General features: G+C 68.6%; 19 protein-coding genes. 12 read left to right on the top strand and 7 right to left on the bottom strand.

Features of this window, described 5'->3' with window-relative positions; translation table 11 throughout:
• Positions 1 to 30 precede the first annotated feature (30 nt).
• Positions 31 to 993, bottom strand: coding sequence for an arsenic resistance protein (locus tag HDC31_RS13765; RefSeq protein ID WP_113681771.1), 963 nt, complete (start codon positions 991 to 993; stop codon positions 31 to 33).
• A 114-nt stretch (positions 994 to 1,107) separates the two neighbouring features.
• Between HDC31_RS13765 and HDC31_RS13760 the strand changes: the two genes are divergently transcribed.
• The 3 genes from HDC31_RS13760 (at position 1,108) to HDC31_RS13750 (ending at position 4,447) form a co-directional block, all read left to right on the top strand.
• Positions 1,108 to 1,797 carry a GntR family transcriptional regulator gene (locus tag HDC31_RS13760; RefSeq protein ID WP_308472281.1) on the top strand — a complete coding sequence of 230 codons (690 nt, stop codon included), beginning with the start codon at positions 1,108 to 1,110 and terminating at the stop codon, positions 1,795 to 1,797.
• Positions 1,798 to 2,031: 234 nt separating this feature from the next.
• The gene (locus tag HDC31_RS13755; RefSeq protein ID WP_061015555.1) at positions 2,032 to 3,072 is read left to right on the top strand and encodes a TerC family protein; all 1,041 of its coding nucleotides are present in this window, start codon (positions 2,032 to 2,034) and stop codon (positions 3,070 to 3,072) included.
• 94 nt (positions 3,073 to 3,166) lie between these two features.
• The gene (locus HDC31_RS13750; protein WP_113681772.1) at positions 3,167 to 4,447 is read left to right on the top strand and encodes a hemolysin family protein; all 1,281 of its coding nucleotides are present in this window, start codon (positions 3,167 to 3,169) and stop codon (positions 4,445 to 4,447) included.
• 16 nt (positions 4,448 to 4,463) lie between these two features.
• Here the strand turns inward: HDC31_RS13750 and HDC31_RS13745 are convergent, their stop codons facing one another.
• The 5 genes from HDC31_RS13745 to HDC31_RS13725 all read right to left on the bottom strand — a co-directional run bounded on the left by HDC31_RS13745 (position 4,464) and on the right by HDC31_RS13725 (position 7,997).
• Positions 4,464 to 5,369: an arginase family protein gene (locus HDC31_RS13745; protein ID WP_179516214.1), complete on the bottom strand. Its 906-nt coding sequence runs from the start codon at positions 5,367 to 5,369 to the stop codon at positions 4,464 to 4,466.
• A 38-nt stretch (positions 5,370 to 5,407) separates the two neighbouring features.
• Positions 5,408 to 6,316 carry an SDR family NAD(P)-dependent oxidoreductase gene (locus HDC31_RS13740; RefSeq protein ID WP_179516213.1) on the bottom strand — a complete coding sequence of 303 codons (909 nt, stop codon included), beginning with the start codon at positions 6,314 to 6,316 and terminating at the stop codon, positions 5,408 to 5,410.
• A gap of 34 nt (positions 6,317 to 6,350) precedes the next feature.
• Positions 6,351 to 7,052: a cation transporter gene (locus tag HDC31_RS13735; RefSeq protein WP_113681534.1), complete on the bottom strand. Its 702-nt coding sequence runs from the start codon at positions 7,050 to 7,052 to the stop codon at positions 6,351 to 6,353.
• Complete coding sequence (locus HDC31_RS13730) at positions 7,052 to 7,387, bottom strand: helix-turn-helix transcriptional regulator (RefSeq protein WP_058630426.1); 336 nt, start codon at positions 7,385 to 7,387, stop codon at positions 7,052 to 7,054. The genes HDC31_RS13735 and HDC31_RS13730 overlap by 1 nt, the downstream gene beginning before the upstream one ends.
• A 61-nt stretch (positions 7,388 to 7,448) precedes the next feature.
• Positions 7,449 to 7,997, bottom strand: a complete 549-nt coding sequence (locus HDC31_RS13725; RefSeq protein WP_058630427.1) for a hypothetical protein — start codon at positions 7,995 to 7,997, stop codon at positions 7,449 to 7,451.
• Between the two features lie 156 nt (positions 7,998 to 8,153).
• On the opposite strand from HDC31_RS13725, the gene HDC31_RS13720 reads away from it, so the two are divergent.
• The 3 genes from HDC31_RS13720 (at position 8,154) to HDC31_RS13710 (ending at position 10,943) form a co-directional block, all read left to right on the top strand.
• Positions 8,154 to 9,353, top strand: coding sequence for a histidine kinase (locus HDC31_RS13720; RefSeq protein ID WP_308472280.1), 1,200 nt, complete (start codon positions 8,154 to 8,156; stop codon positions 9,351 to 9,353).
• Positions 9,350 to 9,952 carry a response regulator transcription factor gene (locus HDC31_RS13715; protein ID WP_046747263.1) on the top strand — a complete coding sequence of 201 codons (603 nt, stop codon included), beginning with the start codon at positions 9,350 to 9,352 and terminating at the stop codon, positions 9,950 to 9,952. Before HDC31_RS13720 ends, HDC31_RS13715 begins: the two co-directional genes overlap by 4 nt.
• Before the next feature lie 226 nt (positions 9,953 to 10,178).
• The gene (locus HDC31_RS13710; RefSeq protein ID WP_113681532.1) at positions 10,179 to 10,943 is read left to right on the top strand and encodes an rRNA adenine dimethyltransferase family protein; all 765 of its coding nucleotides are present in this window, start codon (positions 10,179 to 10,181) and stop codon (positions 10,941 to 10,943) included.
• A gap of 57 nt (positions 10,944 to 11,000) precedes the next feature.
• On the opposite strand, the gene HDC31_RS13705 is transcribed toward HDC31_RS13710, so the two are convergent.
• Positions 11,001 to 11,813, bottom strand: coding sequence for an alpha/beta fold hydrolase (locus HDC31_RS13705; RefSeq protein WP_113681531.1), 813 nt, complete (start codon positions 11,811 to 11,813; stop codon positions 11,001 to 11,003).
• Between the two features lie 168 nt (positions 11,814 to 11,981).
• On the opposite strand from HDC31_RS13705, the gene HDC31_RS13700 reads away from it, so the two are divergent.
• The 6 genes from HDC31_RS13700 (at position 11,982) to HDC31_RS13675 (ending at position 19,386) form a co-directional block, all read left to right on the top strand.
• Positions 11,982 to 12,488, top strand: a complete 507-nt coding sequence (locus HDC31_RS13700) for a methylated-DNA--[protein]-cysteine S-methyltransferase (protein ID WP_113681530.1) — start codon at positions 11,982 to 11,984, stop codon at positions 12,486 to 12,488.
• A gap of 88 nt (positions 12,489 to 12,576) precedes the next feature.
• Positions 12,577 to 13,980, top strand: a complete 1,404-nt coding sequence (thrC, locus tag HDC31_RS13695) for a threonine synthase (protein ID WP_113681529.1) — start codon at positions 12,577 to 12,579, stop codon at positions 13,978 to 13,980.
• Positions 13,981 to 14,238: 258 nt separating this feature from the next.
• The gene (locus tag HDC31_RS13690) at positions 14,239 to 15,579 is read left to right on the top strand and encodes a cytosine permease (RefSeq protein WP_113681528.1); all 1,341 of its coding nucleotides are present in this window, start codon (positions 14,239 to 14,241) and stop codon (positions 15,577 to 15,579) included.
• A gap of 42 nt (positions 15,580 to 15,621) precedes the next feature.
• On the top strand, positions 15,622 to 17,169 hold the full coding sequence (locus tag HDC31_RS13685) for a hydantoinase/oxoprolinase N-terminal domain-containing protein (protein ID WP_179516211.1): 1,548 nt from the start codon (positions 15,622 to 15,624) through the stop codon (positions 17,167 to 17,169).
• A gap of 1 nt (position 17,170) precedes the next feature.
• Positions 17,171 to 18,271: a DUF917 domain-containing protein gene (locus HDC31_RS13680; protein ID WP_061015545.1), complete on the top strand. Its 1,101-nt coding sequence runs from the start codon at positions 17,171 to 17,173 to the stop codon at positions 18,269 to 18,271.
• The gene (locus HDC31_RS13675) at positions 18,268 to 19,386 is read left to right on the top strand and encodes a DUF917 domain-containing protein (RefSeq protein WP_113681527.1); all 1,119 of its coding nucleotides are present in this window, start codon (positions 18,268 to 18,270) and stop codon (positions 19,384 to 19,386) included. Before HDC31_RS13680 ends, HDC31_RS13675 begins: the two co-directional genes overlap by 4 nt.
• Positions 19,387 to 19,390: the final 4 nt, after the last annotated feature.

The raw sequence follows: 19,390 nt of genomic DNA, 5'->3' as shown, positions 1-19,390 counted from the left end.
GGCGGGATATCGGCTGTGGGTGGAGAGCGGTCAGTCGCCCCGGACCAGGCGTGGGACGAGCGCCACCATCACGACCATGACGATCAGTTCCACCATCGTCTGCGTCACGACGATGAGCGGGGCGATCGCGAAAGCATTCGGAAGAGCCAGTGCCAACGGCAGCACCACGAGCGAGTTGCGGGTGACGGCGCTGAACACCACGGCACGCCGCCCCGGCGCATCGAGTCGTGCGACGCGTGCCGCCAGGGCTCCGAGCGGCCCGACGATCACGGCGAATCCCAGAAAGAGCGGAACCGTCACGAGCACGCCGGCCCATGCCTCGCCGAGGTCCGCCACCTGCGAGGCGACGACGGTGGACAGGGTCAGCATCATGAGCGGCACCATTCCCCCTGCCGATCCCTGCTCGACGGCCCGAGCGAACGCGTGTCTCCTCGCCGTCAGCTGCGTCAGCGCGGCCAGCCCGAGCGGCAGCACGATCAGGAGGAGGAACGTGTCGACGAAAGGGCGGGCATCGAACGAACGCAGAACGCTCGGCCCCATGATGAGGGAGACGTAGACGGGGAGCAGGAGGATCTGCACCAGCATGAGCAGTGGAGTCGCCGCCAGCAGCCGGGCGCGGTCGCCACCGGCGAGGCCGGTGAACACGATCACGTAGTCCACGCAGGGAGTGAGCAGCACGAGCAGTACACCGAGGAGCACGGCTTCGTCGGTGGCGACGAACCTGGTCAGGCCGAACACCACGAGCGGCACGACGGCGAAGTTCACGATCAGCAGCGTGACGAGGAAGCGCCAGTCGGTGAAGGCCCGCCCGACGCGAGAGAAAGGCACGCTCAGGAACGTCGCGTAGAGCAGCAGGCCCAGGGCAGGGGTCATCGCAGACTCCCACCACGGAGCACTCGCAGGTGCCCATAGACCGATCGCGGCGCCGACGACGATGGACGTCAGGTACAACATCACCTGGTGCCGCTCGCCCCATGCCGTCAGCTCGCGCATCACCACCTCCAAGACCCTGTTTTTTCACGGCGATTACGCGGGATGCGATACATTGCAGTGTAGGTAGAACTTCAGGCTCTACTACATTTGCGTGCTCGAGCGGAGGACAAGGCAGTGGCACTCTCAGGCGGACCCCTCGAGCGCAGGTCGATGAGCGATGAGGCCTACAACCGGCTGCAGGACGCGATCATCAGCGGTGAGCTGCGCCCGGGAGAGCGGCTGCGTGACTATGAGCTCGCCGAGCGCCTCGGAACCTCGAAGACTCCGATCCGGCACGCTCTCGACCGACTGGCAGACCACGGCCTCGTCGAGATGCAGCGCAACCGCTACACCCGGGTCGCGCCGATCGACCTCGATCAGGTCCGCAACGCGGTCGACCTCTTCGGAGACATCTGGATCGGATCGGTGCGCCACGTGATGCCGCTCATCCAGGATGACGATCTCGCGTACCTCGCCGAGCTCGCGGATGAGATGTCCGCTGCGATCAAGTCGCGCGACGTCGCCGGCTTCGGTGTCGCGCTGCGAGGCACGGCGACGGGCTTCGCGCGCATCGAGGGCAACGCCTCGCGGGCGGTCATCATCGAACGCCTCGGGCCGCAGATCCGCCGGTTCGGTCAGCACGCGAGGGATGCCTTCGACTGGGAGGGCGTCGGTGGATTCGTCGACTCCCTGCGCAGCGCGATCCTCGAGCGTGATGCCGTGGGGACCCGGGCCGTGCTCGTGACGTTCTTCGATGAAGTGCTCCCCGCGATCATCGATCGCGCCGAGGAGCAGGAGCTCACCCGGCCTGAGATCAGGGACTAGCAGCTCCCGCATCGATCGCCGACGCTCCTTCCTCGCTCGGAGCGGGACGTTCCCGGCAGATCCACAGGAAGCGCAAAGGGTGTTCTCCTAATCTGGGGGAACCCAAGGGGAGTACTCCGACACGGTGGGGTCGTCATTACGGATGCATGTCGCATCCCGGGCCACCGGTTCCATGTTCCATGGAATGGAGAAGACTTTGGCGGTACTGTCGTACCCCGAGTCTGGAGCCCGAATTTGGACGTCACCCCCCTGATCTGGATCATCACGATCGCCGTCACGATCGCGTTCTTCGTCTACGAGTTCTTCGCGCACGTGCGCACGCCGCACGAGCCGACGATCGGTGAATCGGCCCGCTGGTCGATCTTCTACATCAGCCTCGCGCTGCTGTTCGGTGTCGGTATCGGCGTCGTCTCCGGCTGGACGTATGGCGGCGAGTACTTCGCCGGCTACCTCACGGAGAAGGCGCTGTCGATCGACAACCTCTTCGTCTTCCTCATCGTGATGACCGGCTTCGCCGTGCCGAAGAAGTACCAGCAGAAGGTGCTGATGATCGGCATCGTGATCGCGCTGATCCTGCGCGGAATCTTCATCGCCATCGGCGCGACGCTCATCGAGAACTACTCCTGGATCTTCTACCTGTTCGGTGCTCTGCTGCTCGTGCTCGCCTACCGTCAGGCGTTCAGCGACCACGAGAGCAACCCGGCCAACGGGCGGTTCATGACCTTCGTGCGTCGTCACCTGCCGGTGAGCGAGGACTACAACGGCGACCGCCTCACCGTCGTGAAGAACGGCAAGCGCTTCGTCACTCCGATGCTGCTGACGATCATCGCGATCGGTTTCATCGACCTCGTGTTCGCGGTCGACTCGATCCCCGCGATCTACGGCCTCACCGACCAGGCGTACATCGTCTTCACGGCGAACGCCTTCGCGCTCATGGGTCTGCGTCAGCTGTACTTCCTGATCGGCGGGCTGCTCGAGCGGCTCGTCTACCTTGCTCAGGGCCTCGCCGTCATCCTCGCGTTCATCGGCGTCAAGCTGGTCCTGCACGCGCTGCACGTCAACGAGCTTCCGTTCATCAACGGCGGCCAGGGCGTCGAGTGGGCCCCCGAGATCCCGATCTGGTTCTCGCTGCTCTTCATCGGCGCGACGATCGCCGTGGCCACCGTGGCCAGCCTGATCAAGACCCGTCGCGTCCCGGCCTCGGGCCACGAGGTCTCGTCCACCGAATCCACCACCCACACCAACAACACCACCGACAACAAGGAGCATTCTTGAGCGCGCAGCGCTGTTCTGACTCTTCGGACTCTGACAGTACGAGCGCCCGGTTCGTCCCGGGCGCTCACCCCACCACAGACGAGGCGGCCCGCTGATGGGCGACCTGCTCTGGAACATCGCCCTCGTCCTCGCGTTCGTGCTGATCGGCGGTGTCTTCGCTGCGACGGAGATGGCGCTGGTCACGCTGCGTGAGAGTCAGATCAACGCCATCGGGCAGCGCGGTCGTCGTGGAGCGAAGGTCGCCTCCCTCGCTCGCAATCCCAACACCTTCCTGTCCGCGGTGCAGATCGGTGTGACCGTCGCGGGCTTCGCCTCGGCGGCATACGGTGCGACGTCGATCGCGCCGTCCCTGGCACCGGTTCTCGAGTCGTGGGGGCTGACGCCCGCCCTCTCGCTGACCGTCGCGACGCTCGTGCTCACCCTCGTGATCGCGTACCTGTCGCTGGTGCTCGGCGAGCTCGTGCCGAAGCGTCTCGCGATCCAGCGCAACGCGCAGTTCGCCTACGCGGTCGCGCCAGCCCTCAACGGGTTCGCGACGATCATGCGTCCGGTGATCTGGCTGCTCTCGGTCTCGACCAACGCCCTCGTCCGGCTGCTCGGAGGGGATCCGCACAAGACCAGCGACGAGATGACCGACGAGGAGGTGCGCGACATCGTGGCCAGCCACCAGGGGCTCCCGGATGACGAACGACGCATCCTCGACGACGTGCTGTCCCTGCGCGGACGCCAGGTCAGCGAGGTCATGCGGCCGCGCCCCGAGGTCGTCGCCCTCGACGAGGCCGCGCGGGTCGGAGAGGTGATCGCGCAGGTGCGCGACCTGCCGTTCTCGCGCTACCCCGTGTCGGAGACCTCGATCGACGACATCACCGGGTTCGTGCACGTGCGCGACCTGTTCGAGGCTGCCGCCGACGATCCGACCCGTCCGCTGAGCGCGCTCATGCGCGACATCCCCTACATCCCCTCGACCGCGCGCGTGCTGCCGACCTTGACCCGCATGAGGGCCGAGGGGCATCACATCGCGGTGGTCGTCGACGAGTACGGCGGGACGGACGGTCTCGTCACCCTCGAAGACCTCGTCGAGGAGGTGGTCGGCGAGATCTTCGACGAGTACGACGCGGAGGTGTTCATCTCGGCGGACGACGGCATCGACGGGCGACTCAACCTGCAGGACTTCGAAGAGGCGACCGGGTTGGCGATGCCGCGCGGATCGTCCGACACCATCGCCGGCTTCGTGACCGAGCAGCTGGGACGCCTCGCCGTGGTCGGAGACACCGTGGAGGTTCCCGGTGCGACGATCCAGGTCGCCGAGATGGACCGCCGACGCATCGCGCGCGTGCGGGTCATGACCGATCCCATCGCGGAGTCGGACGCCTGATCCCGCGCCTCCGTCGTCAGGTGCGCGGTGTCAGGGTTCCCAGCTCGTGGAGTCCCTCCGAGAGGACATCGACCAGCAGGCGGGCGTAGCGCCCGTCGGGGTCGAGGTCGGGGTCGAAAACCGTCACGGAGGCGCCGACGGCGCGCGGCGCGAGCTCCCGCAGCAGTGCGGTGAGCTCCGCCGCGCCGATCCCTCCCGGGTCGGGACTGTCGACCGCGGGCATGACGGAGGGGTCGAGCACATCCACGTCGAGCTGCAGCCAGTAGGCCGGCCCTGCCACTGCGGCACACTCCGCGCCGACCCGCTGTGCTCCGCGGGATAGGACCTCCGCTGCCGGAGCAACCGTCCCCAGGACGGCGCGTGCCTCCTGCTGCTGCTCGTCGTCGTCGCGGTGGCCGATGTGCGCGGTGCGGGCGGCAGGGAAGTAAGGGCCGCTGCCGTCGATGTCGGCGATGGCCGGCCAGTGCAGTCCCACCGCCGCGGCGAGGTCTTCCCCGGCCACGCTCGCGCTGTCGGGGTCGTTGCCGGGGTGGCGGAAGTCGGTGTGGCCGTCGATGTGCACGAGTCCGATCCCGCCGCGATGGGCGGAGGCGATGCCTGCACCCAGGAGGATCGAGCAGTCGCCGCCGATCACCAGCGGCGCCTCATCCCTGTCGAACGCCTGACCGATGCGGGCGGCGAGGCGTCGCGCGTGATCGACCATCGCGACCTCGTTCCGCACGTGGCCGGGGGGCCTCGTCGCGGCATCGTCGACATAGCGTCCGGGGAGGACGACGCCCGAGTCGGTGGCGCCGAACGCGGCGAATCGGCTGAACAGCCCGGCCTCGCGCAGCGCTTCCGGGGCCTTCGCCGCACCCGGAACCGCGCCGGGCTGTGGCGGGCGGAGGCCGAGGTTGGACGGCGCGGAGAGCAGCGTGATCATGGCCTCATCCTGTCGCGGGGGTCGGACACCCGGCGCCGTCACGTCGGGAAGGGCACCCCGGTGAGGCGCTCGGCCGCCGCCCACAGCGCCGCGCCCACCTCGGATGAGCGCACCTCCTCCGACGCCGCCACCCGCGCGGGGCTTCCGCGGAACTCGAGCACACCGCCGGGACCCCAGTACTCGCCGTTGAGGACTTCCGCCGATGTCGCAGCATGGACGATCGGCAGCGCCCCGCCATCCTTGCCCTGCACGAGCATCTTGGTCGGTGCCGCCAGCGCGCGGACGAATCCGGGCACCGCCGCCAGGCCGGGGCGCTGAGGGGTGAGCGGGTCGACCGCATAGCCCGGGTGCGCGCAGACCGCCGAGCGGGATGAGCCGCCCCAGCGCCGTGCCAGCTCGAACGCGAAAGCCATCAGAGACGCCTTCGACCGCCCGTACTGCTGCAGTGAGGAACCGGTCCACGGGTCGTCGAGCGTCGCCGGGTCGAGGCGTGCGAAACGGTGGGCGATCGAGCCGACCGCGACCACACGGGCATCCGGAGCGAGCCCCGCCTCGAGCTGTGCGACCAGGGCGAAGTGACCGAGGAAGTTCGTGCCGACCATGAGGTCGTGGCCGTCGCTCGTGCGCGCCGCCCGATCCGCCGCCTTCACGCCGGCGTTGCAGATGATCGCGTCGAGGCGTTCATCCACTCCGGAGGCTGCGTCTGACACGCTTCCGAGCGAGCCGAGGTCGAGTGCCAGCACGCGCAGGTCGGCGTCCGGCACCCGGCTTCTGATCGAGGAGACCGCCGTGCGCGCGCGTTCGGGGGAGCGACAGCCGAGGACGACGCGTGCGCCACGTGCGGCGAGCTGCTCCGCGCACCAGTAGCCGATGCCCGCGTTCGCGCCCGTGACGAGAACCGTCCGACCTAGCAGATCCCGAGCCGACGTCGGGGGAGCGGTTTCCATCCCCTCAGCCTAGGTGCCGCCCCTGGGGGCGGCTTCAGCGTGCGTCGTCGTTGTCGTTGTCGTGGTCGTGGTTGTGGTTGTGGTCATGGTCGTGGTCGTCGTTCTCGAGCAGCATCCCGACCGACGTCGCGCAGGCGTCGCCCCGCCATGCCTCGAGGCCCTCGCGCACCGCGAAGGCGGCGATGACGAGACCGGCGACCGCATCGGCCCACCACCAGCCGAGCAGCGAGTTCGCGACCAGCCCGACCAGCACCGCGGCGGAGAGGTAGGTGCAGATGAGGGTCTGCTTCGAGTCTGCGACCGCCGTGGCCGAACCCAGTTCTCGCCCCGCGCGGCGTTCGGCGAGGGAGAGGAACGGCATGACCGCGACGCTGATCGCGGTCAGAGCGATGCCGATCGTGCTGTGCTCGGGGCGCTCGGCCGTGACCAGCGCGGTCGCGGACGTCGCCGTCACATAGATCGCCAGTGCGAAGAAGGCGATGGCGATCACGCGCAGAGTCGGCTTCTCCCAGCGTTCCGGATCGCGGCGGGTGAACTGCCAGGCGACCGCGGCCGCGGAGAGCACCTCGATCGTGGAGTCCAGTCCGAAGCCGACGAGCGCGGCTGACGAGGCGACGGATCCGGCGGCGATCGCGATGACCGCCTCGATCAGGTTGTAGCCGATGGTGATTCCGACGATCAGGCGGATGCGGCGGTGGAGGGTCTCGCGGCGCGTCGCGGCTGCCGTGGGGGTCATCAGCAGGTGCAGCCTTCACCCGAGCAGCAGTCCGGCTCGACGATGAGCGTGACCCGCATGAGCATGTCGAGGGCTGGAGCGAGGTGGCGATCCGCGAGTCGGTAGCTGCTTCGGCGTCCGTCCGGAACGCTCTCGACGAGCCCGCATCCGCGGAGGCAGGCGAGGTGGTTCGACATGGCCTGGCGTGAGACGCCGAGCGCATCGGCCAGGTCGGCGGGGTATCGGGGCGCTTCTCGCAGTGCCAGCAGCACACCGGCCCGGGTGGCGTCCGAGAGGGCGTGCCCCAGACGGGCGACTGCTGCCGTGTGGGTGAGGGAGGCGAGAGCGGTGGTCACAGCTCAACTGTACAGAAAAGACTGAATTCAAGATATTCTGAATCCAGTCTCCTCACGAAGATCAGCGGATCGCGTACACCGCGCTTCCGACGATGACGGCGACGACGGTGGTCCAGCCGATGATGGCCAGAGCCTGCCAGAAGAGGATGCGCGCCCTGCCGATGCCGGAAGCCGCAAGCATGGTCGCGGTGAACTGCGTCGGCAGCAGGAGCGGTCCGAGCAGGCTCACCCCGGGAACGCCGTAGCGCTCGAACGCACGTTGGAACTTCTCGCGACGCGCGGTGCCGCGACCAGTGTCGGCCGCATCCGCGGCCGGCTCGTCGATCGTGCCGCCGCCGGCACCGGCGAGCGCCGCGGTCTTGGCTCGCGAACGGTTCACGACGGCCTGTCGGGCTCCGGAGCTGACGATCACTACCACCAGGACGCAGAGGAAGTTGCCCACGATCGCGGCGATCGCGGCTATCACCGGAGAGATGCCGCCGATGATGCCGATGCTCACCGCCCCTTCACCCTCGATGAAGGGGATCGCGCCGGCGAGGGCGACGATGAGCGGCTGCACGAGTTCGGGGACCTGGGCCACCAGGTTCTGGAAGGTCTCGATGAGGTTCATGGGATACTCCCGGTTGTCGGTGCGATCGGAGTCTCCGATGCGATGGCTCCAGTCCAGCCGAATGCTCCCTTCGGCGGCAGTGTCGGCCCGTCATCGCTTCCCGGGCAGATCGCACGACGCGTCCGTGACAACTGTCACGGCCCTATCGTGGGGAGCGTGAGCAGTCGTATCGAGCCCCCTGCCTCCGTCGGGCCGAGTCCGGGAGCGAGGCAGTTGTCGCGGGGTGTGACCGCGACCTGGTGGTACACGGCGTCCGCAGTCATCATGTTCGAACTCGCGCTTGTCGCTGCGTGGACGGTCACCACGCTCGCGGTCGACCTCCGGGGTATCGGCGGTGTGATCGTCGGAGGCGGTGGAATCCTCTGGGTCGCCTCCACAGTCTCGCTGCTCCTCGACTATCGGCATCGTCTGGACGCGGAGCCGGGTGTGCGTTGGATGCGCCTCGGCGCACCGCTCCTCATCGCGGTCGCCTATGGTGCGGCTGCCGGCGGCTTGATCGGGAGCTGGCAGCTCGCCCTCATGCCCATCGTGCAGTCGATCGTGCTGCTGAACTGGCAGCCGGGTGTCCGATACAAGGTCGTCATCGCTGCGACGGTCGTCCTGGCCGCCCTCGCAGTGGTCGACTCGCACCTCGACGTCGCTCCCGAGGTGCCCTTCCTCTTCACCGCCGCCTACACCGTCTTCCTCCCCGTGATGACGGTCACCTCGCTGTGGTGGTGGGATGTCTTGATCACCCTCGATCGCGCCAGGGCCTCCGAGGCTCGGCTCGCCGCCACGCAGGAACGCCTCCGGGTGGCGACCGACGTGCACGACCTGCAGGGGCATCACCTCCAGGTCATCGCGCTGCAGCTGGAGCTCGCCGAGCGTCTGCTGCCGAGTGACGCCGATGCGGGGATGGAGCAACTCCGTGCGGCGCGGATCAGCGTCGACGAGGCGCGACAGGGGACCAGAGACCTCGCGACGCGCTTCCGCTCCGTGCCGCTGGGAGACGAACTCGCCAACGCCCGTGATCTCCTGACGGCGGCCGGCCTCGATGTGGGAGCCACGATCGATGCGGATGCGAACGCCGCACCGGCATCCGCCCTCGGTCCGGTCATCAGGGAGACGACGACGAACGTTCTCCGACACGGCGGCGGACGGTATGCACGCCTCCTGCTGGGTCGCGTCGGCGACGACTGGCGCTATGAGATCGCGAATGATGTCGCGGTCGACGCCGATATCGAGCACGACGGATCGGGCCTCGACGGTGTGCGGCGGCGGATCGAGGAAGCGCGCGGAACTCTCGATGTCCGGCGTGAGGCCACCGAATTCGTCGTCGTCGTCACTGTGCCGATGGGATCGGAGGAGGCTCGATGATCCGGGTGCTGCTCGCCGATGACGAGGCGATGATCCGATCCGCGCTCGCAGCCCTCCTCCGGTTGGAAGACGATATCGAGGTCATCGCCGAGTGCGAGGACGGCGAGCAGGCGGTCGTCGAGGCTCTGCGACTTCAGCCGGATGTGTGTCTGCTGGACCTCGAGATGCCGGGGCTCGACGGCGTGCAGGTGGCCGAGAAGCTGCACAGGGCGATCGCGACGCGGTGCGTGGTCGTCACCCGTCACGCGCGTCCAGGCGTGCTGCGCCGTGCCCTGGCCTCGGGTGTCTCCGGCTTCCTGCCGAAGTCCCGTGGGGCCGACGAGGTCGCCGCTGTCATCCGCCGGGTCGCGGCTGGCGCCCGCTATGTCGATCCGGAGATCGCCGCCGATGCGCTGAGCGACGAGCGCTCACCGCTCACGGACCGCGAGCTCGACGTGCTGCGTGCCGGTCGGCGTGGGGAGACGACCGGCCAGATCGCACGGGCGCTCTCACTCGCCCCGGGGACGGTGCGCAACCATATCTCCGTCATCCTCGGGAAGCTCTCGGTCGGAACCCGTCAGCAGGCCGTGCTGATGGCCGAGGAGCGCGGCTGGATCTGAGGGCGGATATGCTGGGAGACATGGGAACAATATGCGCAGCGCCCGTGATGGGGCGCACTCTCGTGTTCCGCGACCGCCGCGCCTGACGGCGCGCTCGCTCTCCGCACGCATCTGCGCGCCGTCCACCGAGATGTCATCGCACCTCGGGACGGGCAGTCCTCACTGACGCCTCTTCGCGTCGTCTCCCTCCTCCGAGGTGCTCCGATTCTTCTTCTGGAGCGCACTCATGCCTCGTTCAATCCATGGCGGCCGTCACGAACTCGGCCAGAACTTCCTCACCCACCGCCCGACCCTGACCCGCATCGCCGCCCTCGTCGGTCGTACCTCGGGCTCGATCCTCGAACTCGGCTGCGGCGACGGAGCGCTCACTCGCGTGCTCGCGGATCTGGGCAGACCGCTCACCGCGATCGACGTCGACGAGCACCGCGTGCACCGATTGCGCAGGGCATTGCCCGGTGTGCGCATCGAGATCGCCGACGCCACACGGCACCCGCTCGATGCGGACACCGTGGTCGGCAACATCCCCTTCCACGCGACGACGCCCATCCTGCGGCGCCTGCTCTCGGGCGACCGCTGGAACGAGGCGGTGCTGCTCACGCAATGGGAGGTGGCGCGCAAGCGCGCCGGTGTGGGCGGCGCGACCATGATGACGGCGCAGTCCGCGCCGTGGTTCGAGTTCGCCCTGGAAGGGCGCGTCCCCGCGTGGGGTTTCTCACCGCAGCCGAGTGTCGACGGCGGTCTGCTCGCCATCACCCGTCGGGGGTCGCCTCTCGTCGCGGTATCGGATCGGCAGCGGTACGAGGCGTTCGTCCGCGCGATGTTCACGGGCCGAGGGGGGAGCCTCGCCGCGGTCGTGGCCGCCGCCGCACGCATCCCTATGGGCAAGGCCCGGCGGGCAGTGGCGGCAGCCGGGGCGAGGGAGTGTCGCCTTCCCCGTGAGCTGCGCCCGGAGCACTGGGCAGCGCTCTGGCATCAGCTCTGCCGCGGTTGACGTGTCGAGGCCGTCGAGCTGGTCGTGCGCTCGATGGCCTCGATCGGCGGGCGTTCCTCAGCGGTCGAGCACCTCACGAAGACGCGCGGCGAACTCCCCGGGGTGATCGACGAATCCGGTGTGGTCGCCGGGGAACCGGGTCGGCTCGACTCCGAGCCGTTCCCCGAGGGCAGTCGTCGTGCGTTCGCACAGCTGGCCGACCGACTCCCGGCCGATTCCGAGCACGAGGTCGGCCGTGCGCGCTCGCAGTGCCTCCAGGTCGGGCTCCCAGCGCACGCTGGCCGGAAGCTCGTGACGGAACCAGAACTGTTCGTCGGCGTGATGCTGCGGATCGACCTCGCCGCCGAACCACTGGACGAGCGCCTCCTCGGGCATCGGGATGTTCGCCTGCGCGAAGAAGAGCCTCCAGGCGCCGACGCGGTCGCCGGAGAGCGCCGCCGACCGGAGTTCGTCGGTGAGGCGGCGCTGTTCGACGCGGTCGGGCAGCAGTTCCAGGAGTGGGGGTTCGTGGGCGATGACGACGGATACGAGGTCGCCGTGCGCCTGCAGGACCGCCAGGCTGGTCACGGCGCCGCCGCTGGAGCCGAAGACGCTCGCGGGTCCGCGATCGACGTGCTCGATGAGCGCCGCGAGATCATCGGCGCGCTGCTCGGGACTGGAGCCCTGCGAGCGGTCGTGCAGGATGCTCCGTTTGACCCCGCGCGGGTCGGTGGTGAGGACGGTGTGATCGGTGGCGAGCTCGTCGGCGAAGGGAGCGAAGGCGTCGGCATCCATCGGCGCGCCGATCAGGACGAGCAGCGGTCCCTCGCCGCGGAGCTCGTAGTGCAGACGGACATCGGCGAGGTCGAGCGCGGCCGTGGTGGTGTTCATAGGGTGCTCCTTGTCAGCGAGATGGTGATCGTGCACGGTAAGGGATGCCACCATCCAGGGTCGCGCCGGAAGCGGCGGGGCGCCATACCCTCTCCCCGCGAGATCGCTCCTCCGCGCCGTGATCGTTCGGCCGGTCTGCGTGTCCGGAACGGGCGGTACTCTCGACGCATGTCGGCTTTCGGAACGCTCGCGACTCCGGTCGGCGTCGTCGGAGTCGTCAGCGACGGTGGGGCGATCACCCGCGTCACGTGGCGGTCGACTCCGCCCGACGGGAGTGTGGTGGTGTCCGAGCCGGGCGCCGATCCGCTGCTCACGGAAGCTCTCGCGCAACTCCGAGCCTATTTCGACGGCAGGCTGCGGTGCTTCGACGTGCCGGTCGACCTCGGCGTGCAGACCGCGGCGACCAAAGCTGTGCTCCTTGCCCTGCACGAGACCGTCGCGCAGGGTGAGACGATCACGTACGGCGGCTTGGCTGCACGCAGCGGAACCGCGGTGCCCGCCAGGGGGATCGGCTCGATCATGGGAGCCAACCCCGTGCCCTTGATCGTCCCCTGCCACCGGGTCGTCGCCGGCGACGGACTCGGCGGCTATTCGGGCGGCGACGTCGGTCGCGGGCTCGAGACCAAGCGTTGGCTGCTGGAGCACGAAGGGGCACTGCCCACCTCGCTGTTCTGAGTGCAGCGCCCGCCTCCGTCATCGCGTCAACTCGACGGGGAACACCCTGCGAGAATGGACGGGCCGAGTCCCGAGCCGAGGAGCCAACGTGCAGTTCATCTCCACCCGCGGCGGCATGCAGCCGCAGTCGTTCAGCGAGACGCTTCTGGAGGGCCTCGCGCCCGACGGCGGACTGGCGGTGCCCGAGGTCATGCCGACCGTCGACGGCGAGACGCTCGAGCGCTGGCGTGCGCTGACGTATCCGCAACTCGCGACCGAGGTGCTCGGGCTGTTCGCCACCGACATCCCCCGTGCAGACCTGGCCAGGATGACGGATGCCGCGTACGCCGACTTCCCCGACGGTGTGGTGCCGCTGCGCGCGATCGACGACGACCTGACGCTCGTCGGGCTCTCCGAAGGACCGACGCTCGCGTTCAAGGACATGGCCATGCAGTTCCTCGGCCAGGTGCTCGAGTACACGCTGGAGCGCAACGACGCGGTGCTCAACATCCTCGGCGCCACCTCGGGAGACACCGGCTCGGCGGCGGAGCACGCGCTACGCGGCAAGGAGCGCGTCGCCGTGTTCATGCTGTCGCCGCAGGGCCGCATGAGCGCGTTCCAGCGGGCGCAGATGTTCTCGCTCGATGACGCGAATGTGCACAACATCGCGGTCGAAGGCGTCTTCGACGACTGCCAGAACCTGGTGAAGAAGCTCGCCGGTGACCTCGACTTCAAGCGCGCCCAGCACCTCGGCGCGGTGAACTCCATCAACCTGGCACGCATCACGGCGCAGACCGTCTACTACTTCTGGGCCTGGCTGCGGGCGACGGATGCCGGAGGCTGGACAGAGCTGTCGTTCACGGTGCCCTCCGGGAACTTCGGCAACATCCTGTCCGGTTTCTTCGCGAAGCAGATGGGACTCCCGATCCGTCGTCTCGTGCTCGCAGCTAACGAGAACAACGTGCTGGACGAGTTCTTCCGCACGGGCGTCTATCGACCGCGCAGCGCCGCCCAGACCCTCGCCACGTCGAGTCCCTCGATGGACATCTCGAAGGCGTCCAACCTGGAGCGCTTCATCTTCGAGCTCGTCGGCCGCGACCCCGCTCGCGTCGTCGGCGCTTGGGACGATCTGGAGGCGCAGGGCCACTTCGACTTCTCCGCCGACAAGGAGCGCTTCCTCGAAGAGTTCGGCATCGTCAGCGGCACGTCGACGCACGCGGATCGACTGGCGACCATCCGCTCGGTGTACGAGGCGACCGGCGAGGTCATCGACCCGCACACGGCCGACGGTGTCAAGGTCGCCCGCGAGTATGTCGAGCCCGGCGTGCCGATGCTCGTGCTCGAGACCGCGAAGCCCGAGAAGTTCGCAGAGACGCTCCACGAGGCCATCGGTGTCGAGCTCGGCTACGCGCCGGAGCTGCAGGAGATGCTCGATGCGCCTCAGCACGTGACCGAGATGGGCGACGACGAGCAGGCCCTGCGCGCCTTCATCGAGACCAACGCGCTGCACTGACTCCACGCGCCCCAGGCCGTCCTCGAGACCCACGCCTGGCGCCGAGACCCCCTCCTGCCCGCGTCGGCAGGAGGGGGTCTCGGCGTTGAGCGTGGGTCTCGGCGTCGTTCTTGGACAAGAGACAGGCGAGGAAGAGGAACCTTAGGTGTGCGACCTGCACATCCTCGCGTGATTCTCGTGCGATATGCACATGTCGGGGCCGTGGGAAGCGTCGCTACTGTGGCGCACAACCCGTCCTCCTCCTCCCGAAGGATCCTCATGGCACGCACGGCGCACGCAGACGACTTCGCGCTCTCCCGAGTGACTCCCGAGGCCCGCAAACCCTGGTTCGGAATCGCCGTGCAGCGATTCGGACAGGTCTCGGCCCTCTCGCAGTTCCTCCTCGGCGCGACTCTCGGCTACAGCATGACCTTCGGCGAGGCCGTCCTCGCCTTCCTGTTCGGCTCGCTCATCCTCGAGGTGATCATGTGCGTGGTCGGCTTCATCGGCCAGCGCGAAGGCCTGAACACCGCACTCCTCGCCCGCTGGACCGGCTTCGGCGAGATCGGAGCCTCGCTGGTCGGCCTCGCGATCGGCATCAGCCTGATCGGCTGGTTCGGCATCCAGTCGGCCATCTCCGCCCAGTCTCTCGACGCGCTCATGCCCGGTGCCCTGCCGGTGTGGGCCTGGAGCCTCATCTTCGGTCTCGCCGTCACCGCGATCGTGGCCTTCGGGTTCGTGGGGATGCAGTGGCTCGCGAACATCACCGTGCCGCTGTTCCTCATCCTGGTCGGCTGGTCGGTCATCTCCGAGCTCACCCGCCACGACATCGGCGAACTGCTCACCGGTCCTGCCCCAGGCCCGACCATGAGCGTCTGGGCCGGGACCGGCATCGTCGCCGGCGGTCTCATCGTCGGTGCGATCATCACCGGTGACATGACCCGCTTCAACCGCTCCCGCGCCGACGTCGTCAAGCAGACCGTGGTCGGCGTCTCGCTCGGCGAGTTCGTGATCGGGCTCGCCGGCGTGCTGCTCGCCCACGCGGCCGCCAGTGGCGACATCGTCGCGATCGTGACCTCGTCGGTCGGCTTCATCGGTCTGTTCATCGTGCTCACCGGCACCCTGAAGATCAACGACTGGAACCTGTACTCCTCCACGCTGGGACTCGTGAACTTCATCTCGACCGCGTTCGGCAAGAACCTGCACCGCGTCACGACGACCATCGTGCTGGGCATCGTCGGGTCCGTGCTCGCCGCAGTCGGCATCCTCGGCCAGTTCACCGAGTTCCTGATCGTGCTCAGCGTCGCATTCCCGCCGATCGCCGGGATCATGGTCGCCGAGTACTACATCGTGCGTCGCTGGCGCCCCGAGCTCGACGCCACCCGAGAAGCCGGCACATTGCCGGCGACGGCACCGCGCATCGTGCCCGCGACCATCGTCGTCTGGCTCGTCTCGGCACTCGTCGGATACTTCGTCACGTGGGGCATCCCGTCCCTGCTCAGTCTCTTCCTCTCCATGGTGCTGTACATCGTGGCGGGCAAGCTCGGCTGGGTGCGCGGGGTCGGAGTCGCCACGACGCGACAGGCAGCCCCGATCGAAGAAGCGGCAGCAGCGGCCTGACCGGCCCCGAGACAGACATCCCCTCACCGGAAAGCGAGAATCATGCACATCGGCATCGACGTCGGCGGCACCAACACCGATGCCGTCCTCATGGACGGCACCCGCACCCTGGCGGGGGTGAAGCACTCGACCACACCCGATGTGACGAGCGGCATCATCCAGGCGATCGAGGATCTGCGGGTCGGACACGCCTTCGCCGGTGCGGACATCGACGCCGTGATGATCGGCACGACGCACTTCATCAACGCCCTGGTGCAGGCCAGCCGTCTCGCGCCCGTCGCCGCCCTGCGCCTCGGACTGCCGGCGACGCGCGCACTGCCGCCGCTGGTCGACTGGCCGGAGGTGCTGGTCGAGGCGACCCAGGCCCGCAGCTACCTCGCGCACGGTGGCTACGAGTTCGACGGCAGGCCGATCTCGCCCCTCGACCCCGAGGAGATCCGCGCGCACGCCGAGGACATGAAGGCGCACGGCATCCGCTCGGTGGCCATCTCCTCGGTCTTCAGCCCGGTCAACCACGACCTCGAAGTGCAGGCCGCCGAGATCGTCGCGTCGGTGCTGGGGGATGATGCCGCCATCTCGTTGTCGCACGAGATCGGACGGATCGGGCTGCTGGAGCGCGAGAACGCGACGATCATCAACGCCGCGCTCCGCGAGCTCGCCTCCGAGATCGTCGACGGGCTCACCTCGGCGGTGCGTGCCCAGGGCATCGAGGCGCCGATCTTCCTCAGCCAGAACGACGGCACGCTCATGGACGAGGAGTACGCGCGCCGCTACCCGGTCGCCACCTTCGCCTCCGGACCGACGAACTCGATGCGCGGAGCAGCGGCCACCAGCGGTCTCGACGACTGTGCCGTGATCGATGTCGGCGGCACGACCGCCGACATCGGACTGCTGATCAACGGCTTCCCCCGGGAGACGGCGAACGAGGTGAAGGTCGCCGGCATCCGCACCAACTTCCGGATGCCGGACGTGCTCTCCCTCGGCATCGGCGGCGGCAGCATCGTCGATGAGGAGACCGCGGAGGTCGGACCGGCATCGGTGGGGTACCGGCTGACCACCGAGGCCCTGGTCTTCGGCGGTTCCACGCTCACCGCCACGGACATCGCGGTGGCCGCGGGTCGCGCCCAGGTGGGCGATGCGAGCAGGGTCGCACACCTCGACCCCGTGTTCGTGCAGCGAGTGCTCGCCCGCATCGCCGAGCGCGTTTCCGAAGCAGTCGACCGCATGCGCACCTCGCCGGAGCCCATCGCCGTGGTGGCCGTCGGCGGCGGATCCATCCTGCTCCCCGACGAGCTGCCCCTGTTCGGCACCGTGCACCGACCGGAGAACTACGCGGTCGCGAACGCCATCGGCGCATCGATCGCCCAGGTCGGCGGCGAGATCGACAAGGTCTATGCGATCGAGCCCGGTCGTCGCGATGAGACGATCGCCGAAGTCCGCGCGGAAGCCGTCGACAAGGCGATCGCGGCGGGTGCGAAACCCTCGACGGTATCGATCATCGACTTCGACGAGGTTCCGATCCCGTACCTCCCGGGCAACGCCACGCGCATCCGCGTGAAGGCCGTCGGCGACCTCGACATGGGGGCGTGACATGAGCTGGACCATCACGTCTGCGCACATCGACGGACTCGCCCGCGGTGCTGCCGTCCTCGGCACGGGTGGGGGAGGAGACCCCTACATCGGAGCACTCCTCGCCCGTCAAGCGCTGGCCGCCGGTGAGGTCACGGTCGTGGGCCTCGACGAGGTGCCGGACGACGCTCTCGTGCTGTTCGTCGCGATGATGGGCGCACCGACCGTCATGGTGGAGAAGCTGCCGAGTCTCGCCGAGGTCGTCGAGCCGGTCAAGGCGCTCAGCATCCATCTCGGCCGTCCGATCACCCACATCGCGTGCGCCGAGGTCGGCGGAGTCAACTCGACCATCCCGATCGCGGCCGCCGCAGCACTCGGTCTGCCGCTCGTCGACGCCGACGGGATGGGACGTGCCTTCCCCGAGCTGCAGATGGTGCTCCCGACCCTCTACGGGGTGACCGCCTCCCCTCTCGCGTTCAGCGACGAGAAGGGCAACACCGGCGTACTGCAGACGGTCGACAACTCCTGGACGGAGCGCATCGCCCGCGTGGCCTGCGTGGAGATGGGCTGCTCGGTCATGATCTCCGGGTTCTCGATGTCGGGTTCCGCCGCACGTGAGTCGCTGGTGGCGGGCTCGCTCTCCCGATGCATCGAGATCGGCGAGCGCATCACGGCGGCGCGGGACGCGAAGACGGACCCGGTCGATGGCGTCGTCGATCTGCTCGGCGGGCGTGAGCTGTTCGACGGCAAGGTGGTCGACGTGCACCGGGCCACCACGACCGGCTTCGCCCGGGGGCGCGCGCGCATCGACGGCGACGGCGGGGCGACGCTGACCCTGCAGTTCCAGAACGAGCATCTGGTGGCGGAAGCCGACGGCGTCGTCCTCGCGACCACGCCCGACCTGATCATGGTGCTCGACGGCGAGTCGGGTGAGCCGATCACGACCGAGGCGCTGCGCTACGGACAGCGGGTGCGGGTGATCGCGGCTCCGGCCGACGAGCGCTGGCATTCGCAGGCGGCGCTCGCGATGGTCGGCCCCGGGTACTTCGGGTACGACATGGATGCGCACCGCTTCGATGGCAGCGTCTCCGTCGGAACCGCTGCGGCGGGAGCCGCCGTATGAGCTGGCAGCTCACGGCCGCCGACCTGCCCGACCTCGCCAGGGGCGCGACGCTGCTCGGTACCGGCGGGGGAGGCGATCCGTACATCGGCAAGATGCTCGTCGAGCGCGTTCTCGGCGAGGGCAGCATCACGATCCTCGACCCGGATGAGCTCCCCGACGATCTGTTCGTGATCCCGACCGCGCAGATGGGGGCGCCGACCGTGATGATCGAGAAGATCCCCGCGGGCACGGAGCCCACGCTGGCTCTGCGCACGCTCGAAGAGCACCTGGGGCGCAAGGCCGATGCGACGATGCCGATCGAATGCGGTGGCATCAACTCCATGATCCCGCTCATCGTCGCCGCGGAGACCGGGCTTCCCGTGGTCGACGCCGACGGCATGGGACGGGCGTTTCCCGAGCTGTCGATGGAGACCTTCGCCGTGTACGGCGTGCACGGATCGCCCCTCGCCCTCGCCGGCGAACGGGGCGAGAAGGTCGTGATCGACACGGGCGACGACGACCGGCAGATGGAGTGGCTCGCCCGCGGGATCACCATCCGTCTCGGCGGCGTCGGGCACATCGCCGAGTATGCGATGACCGGAGCCGACGTGCGGAGGACGGCCGTGCCACGCACGATCTCGATGGCGCTCGCGCTCGGTCGCGCGATCCGCCTCGCGCGCGAGGAGCATCGCTCGCCGTTCGAGGCGATCGCCCGCACGCTCTCGACCACCCTGTACCCGCACCTGCGCGAACTCTGCGTCGGCAAGGTCGTCGACGTCGAACGCCGCACGACCGAGGGATTCGCGAAGGGGCGAGCCGTCATCGCACCGCTGGGCGCGGACGAGGGCGACACGTTCGAGATCTCGTTCCAGAACGAGAACCTCATCGCGCACCGCGGCGAGACGCTCGTCGCGATCGTCCCCGACCTGATCTGCGTGGTCGATCACGAGACGGCCGAGCCCATCACGACGGAAGGGCTCCGGTACGGTCAGCGCGTCCGGGTACTGGGTATCTCCACTCCGGAGATGATGCGCACGCCCGATGCCCTCGCCGCCTTCGGACCTTCGGCGTTCGGCCTCGCAGCGGAGTTCGCTCCGATCGAAGCGCTGGCCGCGGGTGAGGGCGTTTCTCCCTAGGCTG

The sequence above is a fragment of the Microbacterium sp. JAI119 genome, from assembly GCF_013410135.1.
Lineage (GTDB): Bacteria > Actinomycetota > Actinomycetes > Actinomycetales > Microbacteriaceae > Microbacterium > Microbacterium oxydans.
Note: the sequence above shows the minus strand (reverse complement) of the source record. Positions and strands in the feature narration are given on the sequence as shown.

Bases quoted from the DNA above. Each gene is read 5' to 3' on its own strand.
- HDC31_RS13750 (WP_113681772.1), top strand. From the start codon at position 3,167: ATGGGCGACCTGCTCTGGAACATCGCCCTCGTCCTCGCGTTCGTGCTG.
- HDC31_RS13680 (WP_061015545.1), top strand. From the start codon at position 17,171: ATGAGCTGGACCATCACGTCTGCGCACATCGACGGACTCGCCCGCGGT.
- HDC31_RS13740 (WP_179516213.1), bottom strand. From the start codon at position 6,316: ATGGAAACCGCTCCCCCGACGTCGGCTCGGGATCTGCTAGGTCGGACG.
- HDC31_RS13735 (WP_113681534.1), bottom strand. From the start codon at position 7,052: ATGACCCCCACGGCAGCCGCGACGCGCCGCGAGACCCTCCACCGCCGC.
- HDC31_RS13715 (WP_046747263.1), top strand. From the start codon at position 9,350: ATGATCCGGGTGCTGCTCGCCGATGACGAGGCGATGATCCGATCCGCG.
- HDC31_RS13700 (WP_113681530.1), top strand. From the start codon at position 11,982: ATGTCGGCTTTCGGAACGCTCGCGACTCCGGTCGGCGTCGTCGGAGTC.
- HDC31_RS13765 (WP_113681771.1), bottom strand. From the start codon at position 993: ATGCGCGAGCTGACGGCATGGGGCGAGCGGCACCAGGTGATGTTGTAC.
- HDC31_RS13690 (WP_113681528.1), top strand. From the start codon at position 14,239: ATGGCACGCACGGCGCACGCAGACGACTTCGCGCTCTCCCGAGTGACT.
- HDC31_RS13745 (WP_179516214.1), bottom strand. From the start codon at position 5,369: ATGATCACGCTGCTCTCCGCGCCGTCCAACCTCGGCCTCCGCCCGCCA.
- HDC31_RS13705 (WP_113681531.1), bottom strand. From the start codon at position 11,813: ATGAACACCACCACGGCCGCGCTCGACCTCGCCGATGTCCGTCTGCAC.
- HDC31_RS13685 (WP_179516211.1), top strand. From the start codon at position 15,622: ATGCACATCGGCATCGACGTCGGCGGCACCAACACCGATGCCGTCCTC.
- HDC31_RS13725 (WP_058630427.1), bottom strand. From the start codon at position 7,997: ATGAACCTCATCGAGACCTTCCAGAACCTGGTGGCCCAGGTCCCCGAA.
- HDC31_RS13675 (WP_113681527.1), top strand. From the start codon at position 18,268: ATGAGCTGGCAGCTCACGGCCGCCGACCTGCCCGACCTCGCCAGGGGC.
- HDC31_RS13710 (WP_113681532.1), top strand. From the start codon at position 10,179: ATGCCTCGTTCAATCCATGGCGGCCGTCACGAACTCGGCCAGAACTTC.